The 8853-nt window shown below is 43.8% G+C and carries 8 protein-coding genes; 6 read left to right on the forward strand and 2 right to left on the reverse strand.

Translation table 11 applies throughout. The features are described 5' to 3' along the window. Positions 1 to 212: 212 nt before the first annotated feature. The gene (locus tag VN447_RS04710) at positions 213 to 770 is read right to left on the reverse strand and encodes a flavodoxin family protein (RefSeq protein WP_325523327.1); all 558 of its coding nucleotides are present in this window, start codon (positions 768 to 770) and stop codon (positions 213 to 215) included. A 207-nt stretch (positions 771 to 977) separates the two neighbouring features. On the opposite strand from VN447_RS04710, the gene VN447_RS04715 reads away from it, so the two are divergent. Further along, positions 978 to 2462 (forward strand): amino acid permease, encoded by a 1485-nt coding sequence (locus tag VN447_RS04715; RefSeq protein WP_325523329.1) that lies wholly within the window; start codon positions 978 to 980, stop codon positions 2460 to 2462. Positions 2463 to 2697: 235 nt separating this feature from the next. Next, positions 2698 to 3153, forward strand: coding sequence for a hypothetical protein (locus tag VN447_RS04720; protein ID WP_325523331.1), 456 nt, complete (start codon positions 2698 to 2700; stop codon positions 3151 to 3153). 95 nt (positions 3154 to 3248) lie between these two features. On the opposite strand, the gene VN447_RS04725 is transcribed toward VN447_RS04720, so the two are convergent. Beyond that, entirely contained in the window at positions 3249 to 3611 is a 363-nt protein-coding gene (locus VN447_RS04725; protein ID WP_325523333.1) for a YmaF family protein, read from the reverse strand. 423 nt (positions 3612 to 4034) lie between these two features. On the opposite strand from VN447_RS04725, the gene VN447_RS04730 reads away from it, so the two are divergent. From VN447_RS04730 to VN447_RS04745, 4 genes are all read left to right on the forward strand, one after another. After that, positions 4035 to 5201: a pyridoxal phosphate-dependent aminotransferase gene (locus tag VN447_RS04730; RefSeq protein ID WP_325523335.1), complete on the forward strand. Its 1167-nt coding sequence runs from the start codon at positions 4035 to 4037 to the stop codon at positions 5199 to 5201. 230 nt (positions 5202 to 5431) lie between these two features. Further along, on the forward strand, positions 5432 to 7027 hold the full coding sequence (locus VN447_RS04735; RefSeq protein WP_325523337.1) for a sigma-54 interaction domain-containing protein: 1596 nt from the start codon (positions 5432 to 5434) through the stop codon (positions 7025 to 7027). A gap of 290 nt (positions 7028 to 7317) precedes the next feature. Further along, the gene (locus VN447_RS04740) at positions 7318 to 8196 is read left to right on the forward strand and encodes a xanthine dehydrogenase family protein subunit M (RefSeq protein WP_325523339.1); all 879 of its coding nucleotides are present in this window, start codon (positions 7318 to 7320) and stop codon (positions 8194 to 8196) included. Next, complete coding sequence (locus tag VN447_RS04745) at positions 8189 to 8656, forward strand: (2Fe-2S)-binding protein (protein ID WP_325523341.1); 468 nt, start codon at positions 8189 to 8191, stop codon at positions 8654 to 8656. Before VN447_RS04740 ends, VN447_RS04745 begins: the two co-directional genes overlap by 8 nt. Positions 8657 to 8853: the final 197 nt, after the last annotated feature.

Here is an 8853-nt window from a genome sequence, read left to right on the forward strand (position 1 = left end):
GATAAGGTAGAAGACAAGTTATAAAGGTTTCCTAAATGGTAAAAGACGACCCTCACCCCAAAATTGGGAACAAGGGTCGTCTTCTGTTTCGTACTTTTTAAGCTTTGCTCCGTCAAAACCACAAGTTCTTCAGTGGCCTCCGATTACGGACTCTTCTTTTTTTACAACAAGTTATGAATAATAAGGTCTGCTGATAACCGTCCCCATGCTCGTTATTTCAGGGAACGTCCAGTGTTCTCGGACCTAACAAGAAGTTCCGGCTGGTTGCTTATAGCGTCTGCCGGCCCCAATCCCCCACCGACTATATTTTGTACAAGCTCCATCTTGAAAAAGCTCCCAAGCCAATGGTTTAGGTAGTCGGACACTGATTGAAATACTTCAGCCGGTGCGCCGCTGGCGGTAACAGTAATATATTTTTTCCCTGGAAGATGATGTATTTGATAGTTTGCATCCATGAACGTATACCAGCGGTCAAAGAAGTTTTTCATTTGTCCGGTCATTTGTCCCATATACACCGGCGTGCCAATCACAAGACAGTCTGCCTCCAGAATCTTAGGATATATTTTTTGCATGTCGTCTTTAATAGCACAGTACTCGACTTTGCCGGTTTTACATGCGCAGCAGGCAATGCAGTCATGAATGTTCAGGCTAGTTAGATTAATAACCTCTGTTTCGTGTCCCGCAGAAGCCGCCCCTTTGCATACGGCATTAACCATCGCCGCTGTGTTGCCAGTTTCCCGTGGACTTCCGATAACTCCTAACACTTTCATCTGAAAATTCCTCCTGTCATTTGAATCTTAACCTCTTCACTTACAAACGATAACCCGTTATCAGATAATTCGTCAAGTATTTTTGTTACGCTTTCTAATGAGAAATCATTTAGCCTAACAGCGCGTGAAAGATGGAGTTATAACATAACCCTCCTTGGTAGATACTTGTAAATGAAGATAATAAAGGTCAACTAGGGAGGGACTAGGTTGAAAAGGCAAGGTGAAGGATTGTCGGCATGGCAGTTAGCAATGATGGCGTTGGGAACAGTAATCGGGGGCTCCTTTTTCTTAGGGTCGGCTGTTGCTATTCGTGCTGCGGGGCCTGCAATCATAATTTCCTATGTAATAGGTGGTGCTCTCGTATATGCGATTCTTTATGCACTATCAGAAATGACAGTAGCTGATCCGGCTCCAGGTTCTTTTCGCACCTTTGCAGAAAAGGCCTATGGCCCTGCTGCAGGTTTTATTGTAGGATGGGTATACTGGGCCGGGCTAGTATTGGCTATGTCGAGCGAGTCAATAGCGGTGTCAGTGTTGCTGCAGGCATGGCTTCCGGGACTTTCTCTTCCTTTACTCGGATCGGCTGTTATTATCATTGTTACTCTGCTGAATCTGTTTGGAGCTGATCAGTTAAGTAAGCTGGAAAGTGGACTTGCGGCTGTAAAACTTATTGCTATCATAGGCTTTGTGGTTTTGAGTTTAGCCATCGTTAGTGGTTTAATGGCAGGGGTAATGCGAGTAGGAGCAGGAGAATTGGCAACAGAGCCAGTATTCCCGGCAGGAATCGGAGGCATTGCAGGTAGTATGCTGATTGTTATGTTTTCCTATGCTGGCTTTGAGATTATTGGATTGGCTGCCTCTGAGACCTCCAGACCTGATAAAACAATACCACGAGCAATCACATATACGGTTGTTGGCTTAGTTGGCTTATATGTGACTGCCGTCATCGCTGTATTATTACTTGTGCCTACTACCGTTTTAACGACAGATCAAAGCCCCTTAGTGACCGCATTAACAGCATGGAATTTGAATTGGGCCGGGAATGTAATTAACATTGTGCTCGTCACGGCAATTCTATCAACAATGTTAGCCGCAATGTTCGGGCTAGGGAGGATGCTTCGCTCGCTGGCAGATGAGGGTCATGCTCCCGCATGGGTGAGAGATAAAGGGGAGATACCTTTTAAAGGTATTGTTTTTTCGGGAGCGGCAATGCTTGGCGGGCTCGGTCTGGGGCTTCTGCTTCCAGCGCAGGTGTACCTCTTCTTAGTTAGTTCCGGTGGGTTTGCGTTACTCTTTTCTTACATGGTTATTCTTTTAACGCATTATAAATTGAGAAAGAAGCAGGGTTGCCCGCCCCAGGGACAATGTCAGCTTCCCGGGTTTCCTGTTACCTCATGGGTGGCCTTGGCAAGTATAGTATTCATTATTGCCAGTATGCCATTAATTCCAGGGCAAGGGGCAGGGCTGTTCGTTGGACTGGGATTTGTAGTATTATTTTCGTTAATTTATTATATAAGTAAGAAGTTTGTAAAGAGAGAAGCTCAGGCAACTGTAGTGGATAAAAATAATTGGGCTAACCTGGGGCTACGAACAATGGATATGCAGTTTGAAATTGCGGAAGATGTTACTGCTGAAAATAAGTTGCCTCAAGATCAAGAGAGTGGTAATAGCAAGAATACTGAGAACAAGTAGTCCGGGTGGGAGACGGTATAAAGAGCCTGTTGAGAGATGGCCGCCAGCTAGCGGGCCTAGCGACGTGTTGCGGGAAGCAAAGAAGGAATGTTCCTTTACAAGAGGGGATGTTCCTTCTTTGTCACTTTGATGGTATACTCAAAACAGTAGTGATAACAGGTTTTCCTTATTTTTTATAAGGTAGGGGGAGTTTATGGTAAAGTCGTGGAAAAGTTTCGTGGTAGGTGCCCTCTCAATGTTTATATTTGTAATAACTGCCTATATGCTGTTTTCAGGAACGGAAAAGAGCTTTACTATCCCTGAAAATGGAGTAGCAGATACCGATAACACAGCTAATATGGTTTCGATTACACCTCTGCCGTCCTTGAGGATTATCCGTGGAACTGAGGTGCCGTTCGAAGGAAAAATAGAATTGCGGCAAGCGATTGCCGGACGGGCTGCCCAAGACATATCTGTTGTCAACTTCCAAGCAACTGGCGAGCATGCGGAAAAATCAGTAATTAAGATTGTATGGGAAAACGGTGAGGTTGAAAAAGTGTATCCCGGTACAAAAAATAAAAAGTTTATAGCTAATAAAAGAGCTGTAGAAATTGTAGTAATGGGGTACAGCATGCACGAAAGGCGCCTTTTTAAGGACTCTAGCCGTAAAGGTACTCTTACTTGGGAAATACGTTATGAACCGATTGAGTGACAAAACTTTCTTATCCCATTTAGAATGCCGTTGGATTCTTTGCTTGGCTATATCTCAACAGCAAAAAAGCCCCTAATTACAGGGGCTAAATACAACTAATCTCCAATCGGGTCTTCAATTAGGGTAGCAAAAACAAAATCATGCACATGATCCTCAACCTCAGTGGTTGTTCCAGATGCAAAATGCACATGTTTTCCATCACCTACATCAATGTTTTCTTCTGTCCGAACGCAAATTTCATGAAAGTGGTCATCGAAGAAGTCTGTTCTTGTGAATATCTCGTGTTTATGCTTACCATTCCCTATTGGGATAACTTGATCTGAAACCCCGGCAAAACGATGGTTGTGAAATTCCTCCTCATCTTCCTCTGGCACAACTTTGACGCTTCCTAAAAATTCATGCACATGTGTTTGCTCTTCTTCTTCGTGGCAACTATTCTTTCTGGTACTTTCCTCCATTGGTACACCTCCTTTTTCTTTTATGTTTTATCTTATGTAAAATAGAAAGTATATGTTACATTTTATTTAACTTTAAAAAGCCAACGCGATGATGCGAGAAGAAAGACCGAAGGATATGCAGGGTGTTACAATCAACTATTAGCAAGGGTAACAGAATATTAAAAAGTGTAATGTTTCTTGCGAGTTATGCAGGACAAACGATATAGTATAACGAATAAAAGAACCATGATTTGCTTTAGAGCCAAATCATGGTTCGTGTACTTTTGCCTCCAATTACTGATAAACTTGATCTTTTTTCACTGGTGCAGCATGTAAAGGGTTTTAAACCTGGGACTATCAGAAGATACAGTGTGAAAAAGATCACAACAACTAGAGCGCACTACAAGCTATAATGCTTATTTGTTATAAGGGAGTGTTTTTGCTATGAAAGGTTTTTCAAAACTTACCAAAGGGCTGCTAGGTCAGCCGATGCTGGATATTTTATCAAATGTCTGCGCAATGGAAGCTGCCGGTAAAAAGGTTTATCGGTTTGAGGTTGGTGACTCGAATTTACATGCCTATCCCCACATTATTGCCGCTACCAAAGAGGCTCTGGATGAAGGTCATACCAAATATGTTGATTCACTTGGCATCCCACCCTTAAGAGAGGCTATCTGCGACTACACCGAGCGGAAACTGGGTTTTCGACCTGATATGTCCCAGGTAGCGATTATGCCGGCAAATAGTGTGATTGATTTTGTTATGCGCTGTGTTATTGACCCGGGTGAAGAGGTCATTTTTTCTGATCCGGGTTTTGCAGTATACATCGCTGTTGCGAGTTATCTAGGGATAAAAGCGGTCAAGGTGCCGGTATTGGAAAAAAATGAATTTCGCCTTAACCCCGAAGACTTATTGTCGCGTATCACCGATAAGACCAGACTGATTATTATCACGTCACCACAAAATCCTACCGGCGGTGTGATGACAGAAGCTGAGATGCTGCGAGTGGCTGAAATCGCGAGGGAAAAGGATATTTACCTGCTAAGCGATGAAATTTACGCAGAGAATTTGTATGATTGCCGCCATTATTCGCCTGCTGTGGTTGATCAATGCCGGGAAAGAACAATCATTCTAAGCGGCTTTTCGAAAGGCCATTCCATGTCCGGTTGGCGGTTAGGGTATGCTATCGGTCCTACAGAACTGATTGCTAAAATGGGCCAAATGTTTGAGACCGTCTACACTTGTGTGCCGCCGTTCATTCAATATGCTGGCATTAGCGCCCTGAATACTCCTGAAGAGCTAATGGCGCAACGTATAAGCCGCTATAAAAAATTACGTGATCTTATGGTGGAAAAGTTGAACGACATCCCTGGTATCACCTGTGCTACACCGAAAGGTGCCATCTATGTTTTCCCCAACATTACTGGCACTGGGCTTACAAGTAAAGAGTTTGCAAAACTTATGCTGGAAAAGGCCGGAGTGGCGGTTGTGCCTGGTTCGTGTTTTGGAGAAGGCGGTGAGGGCTATGTCCGCCTATGTTACGTGCGTGATGAGGAAATGATCGAAGAGGCCTGCGCAGCGATGAAAGCCGCATTAACCGGTAAGCTATAGTTTTAATTGCTTGACCAGACGAGCAAAAGTGAAGTAAATCACTTGACAGAGGTTATATTGTACATTAAAATAAAAAGAAATGCATAATAACTAGACATAATATGTAGCTTAGTCACAGCAGACTTTCTCGCAAAATTCGTGAGAAGGTCTTTTTTTTTGGTCACTTGGCTGTAGTCCATTTGCTGGCCGGAAAAAGGGATATGACAAAATAATTGAGATGGAGTGTTGTTATGTCTGAACTACTTGAATCTTTATTGCAAGCGCTTCTGCCAATAGCACGTATTACCGGTGGCTATGCCACTGTTACTGACAAGAACGGTGTCCGGATTAGGACTGTGGACTCGCAGGGGCAAGAGGTTGAAACGTTAAAGGGCAAGATATTTAACTTAGCTAAGGAATCTAGCAGTAATGGGAAAGTCAGTGTAGGTCCGTCACAAGTTACCGAGGGGGCTGAAGCCTGGAGCTTACCCTTAGGAGATTATGTGCTTGCTGCAAGCAATTTTGAACGGTTGAAATGTGAGCAGGAGTTAGCGGAGTCATTGAAACAAGCATTGCCATTTATCGCCAGGGTTGCCGGCGGCGAAGCGGTACTCTTTAATGAAGAGGGAAGAAGGGTAGCCAGTGTCGGGGTTGATGGTCAAACCAATGTTAATTATATTGGAAAAGTGAGTGTTGCTGCCCAACAAGCCATCCAGAGTCAGCGGCCGGTGATTGGCGATTCTATGTCCGGGATGGGTGCTGTAGCTGTGCGAATCCCCATAACAAGAAAGTTTGGCTTCGGGTTTAATAATGAACAAGGCGTGCAACGTCAGCAAAAATTATTGGAAGAGGTTAAAAAGTTCCAATATGCCCGCTACAATTTTACTGATATTATCGGGTCAAGCGAAGCAATAGAAAAGATGAAAAGTAGGGCAGCCTTTGTTGCTAACGGGATATCGTCTATCATTATCTCTGGTGAGACCGGCACAGGCAAAGAATTGTTTGCCCAGTCAATTCATAATGCCAGCGAACGGCGTAGTAAGCCATTTATCGCTATTAATTGTGGGGCTTTGCCTGAGTCGCTTATTGAAAGTTGTTTTTTTGGTTATGAAGAGGGCGCATTTACCGGAGCAAAAAAGAGAGGGAGTCCGGGAGCGTTTGAGCAGGCCAATGGTGGTACAATATTTCTTGATGAAATAAGCGAAATGGACTTCAATTTACAAAGCAAGTTACTGCGTGTATTACAGGAACGGGAGGTTACCCGCATCGGCGGCGGGCAGCCCTTTCGGGTTGATGTAAGGGTTATTGCCTCGACCAACCGGGATCTGGTGGACATGATCAACAACGGTACTTTTAGAAATGACTTATATTATCGTTTAAACGTTGTTGAACTAAAAGTTCCGGCCTTACGGGAACGCTCGGAAGATATTCCGGCGTTGGTCAAAATATTTATCAGTGAATTTAATAATCTGTTAGGTAAATTTGTTACAGGAATTTCGGAACAAGCCATATTCCATTTATGCCGGTATCAGTGGCCGGGTAATATTCGTGAATTGAAAAATTGTATTGAATATATCATGAACATTGTGAGTGTCAACGAAAGCACAATAGAAATGAGCCATTTACCTCATTATATACATAGTTTAATACCGCAAGGTAAAAACGATCAACATATCGGTACTTTAGCTGAATCGGTGGCTGCTGTGGAAAGAGAAGCAATTATTGGGGCCCTGAAGTATACGGGCGGGGCTAAAAGAGAAGCGGCCAAACTCCTGGGTGTTAGTACTACCACACTATGGCGCAAGATGGTTGAACTGGGAATCGTAACAAATGTAGATATAAAGTAATTGGTCGTTGGACAATTGCGATTATGAAAGATGCATTGCAAAAATAAAATGCGATAAAAGCGGATGTTACCGTCTTTCACGGTACTTACCTTAAAAAGCATTTCATTATTGGAATGCATTTTTGTTTTATCGAGGCAATTTATTTTAACAAGTGAGGAAAAAGTAAACAGGATATCTAATAAAATGAGGTTTCTCAAGCAATTTTGCATATAAATAAGTGTTTTCGACAAGATGGCATGATAATTGCAATATAATTATGCAAGTCCAAAATCGAGGGGGTGGAACCATTTATGGAATTTGCTTACTATAATCCGAAAAGCATTCAAGCCCTGGCAGACACTCTAAGTGGGCTGCATAGCTATGCTTTACTTGCTGGTGGAACTGACTTATTAGTGAAAATGAAAGAAAAACTGCTGCGGCCAATGCCGCAAGCAGTGGTTGATATAAATGGGATTGACGCTTTACAGGAAATAACCGACGAAGACGGTTATTTGTGGATTGGTTCGCTTGTCAGCCATACGGCGTTGACAGAGTCGGCACTAGTCAATGAAAAAGCGATAATTTTGGCAGAGGCGGCCGGACAGGTTGGTTCACCACAAATTAGAAATAGAGGGACAGTTGGGGGCAATATTTGTAATGCATCTCCGGCGGCCGACACCGTGCCTGCCTTGTTGGCTCTTGACGCTAAGGTGAAAATCCGTAATCAGGGCGGTTTTCTGGAAATACCGTTAGCCGATGTGTTTAAAGGGCCGGGACGAACCTGCTTATTGCCAGGACAGTTTATTGCTCAGATCAAGATTCAGCAAATTCAACCTGATGAAGGGGCGGCTTTTTTGAAATTCGGTAAACGCAAAGCACTGGCTATTGCTATTATTAACTGTGCTGCCTGGTTGAAACTGGCTGACGGCATAATCAGTGATATACGAATTGCCTTTGGTTCAGTAGCTCCTACCCCAGTTCGTTTATACGAACTGGAAAAGTGGCTGATTGGCAAACAGGCAAATGCCGAAGTATTTGCTCAGGCCGGCGTGATGGCGGCTCAGATGATTAAGCCGATTGACGATGTGCGCAGTAAGGCGAGTTATCGCACCCGCTTGGCACGGGTTATTGTATTCAGAAGTTTGATGACAGCGTTGGAGCGAGTCCAAGTGGGGTGTAGGTGTGAATAGGAAAACAATAACGTTTACCTTAAACGGGCAAAAGACGGAAGTTGAAGTCGAATCGAACCTGTTACTAGTCGATATGCTGCGGAACCGGTTGGGGTTGACAGGTACGAAGATCGGTTGTGGTGAAGGCGACTGCGGGGCCTGTACAGTGCTCCTGGACGGCAGAACGGTGAATTCCTGTTTGATACTGGCCATGCAGGTGGAGGGGCATGAGGTGCTTACTGTAGAAGGGTTGGGCACCTATGATAAACTGCATCCGCTGCAGGCGGCGTTTATTGCCGAGGGGGCGGTACAATGCGGTTTTTGTACTCCAGGCATGCTGCTTAGTGCCAAATCGCTGTTAGATGAAAATCCGCAGCCAACGCGTCAGCAAATAGCCAAACATATTTCAGGGAATTTGTGTCGCTGCACAGGCTACGCCAAAATAATCAATGCCATTGAAAAGGTAGCAAACAGTCAATAGGTTTGGGGAGCATTCCTGTAATCGCTAAAAATGACCTTTGAAAAAAGAGACGCCATGCAATAAAATGGCAATGTGCTGATCCGACCAAAGAAAGCACAAAACCAAAAATATTGAGGAGGCGTCTCACTATGAAGCGTACACAAAACGAGAAGATTTTGCAAATCAAAAATGAAACTTTAGTTGTCGGCATCGACATC

The sequence above is a fragment of the Sporomusa sp. genome (assembly GCF_035561155.1).
Classification (GTDB): domain Bacteria; phylum Bacillota; class Negativicutes; order Sporomusales; family Sporomusaceae; genus Sporomusa.

What these genes read in the sequence shown, in the direction of transcription:
- VN447_RS04725 (WP_325523333.1), bottom strand. Translation starts at nt 3,611, where the DNA reads ATGGAGGAAAGTACCAGAAAGAATAGTTGCCACGAAGAAGAAGAGCAA.
- VN447_RS04735 (WP_325523337.1), top strand. Translation starts at nt 5,432, where the DNA reads ATGTCTGAACTACTTGAATCTTTATTGCAAGCGCTTCTGCCAATAGCA.
- VN447_RS04710 (WP_325523327.1), bottom strand. Translation starts at nt 770, where the DNA reads ATGAAAGTGTTAGGAGTTATCGGAAGTCCACGGGAAACTGGCAACACA.
- VN447_RS04740 (WP_325523339.1), top strand. Translation starts at nt 7,318, where the DNA reads ATGGAATTTGCTTACTATAATCCGAAAAGCATTCAAGCCCTGGCAGAC.
- VN447_RS04730 (WP_325523335.1), top strand. Translation starts at nt 4,035, where the DNA reads ATGAAAGGTTTTTCAAAACTTACCAAAGGGCTGCTAGGTCAGCCGATG.
- VN447_RS04720 (WP_325523331.1), top strand. Translation starts at nt 2,698, where the DNA reads ATGTTTATATTTGTAATAACTGCCTATATGCTGTTTTCAGGAACGGAA.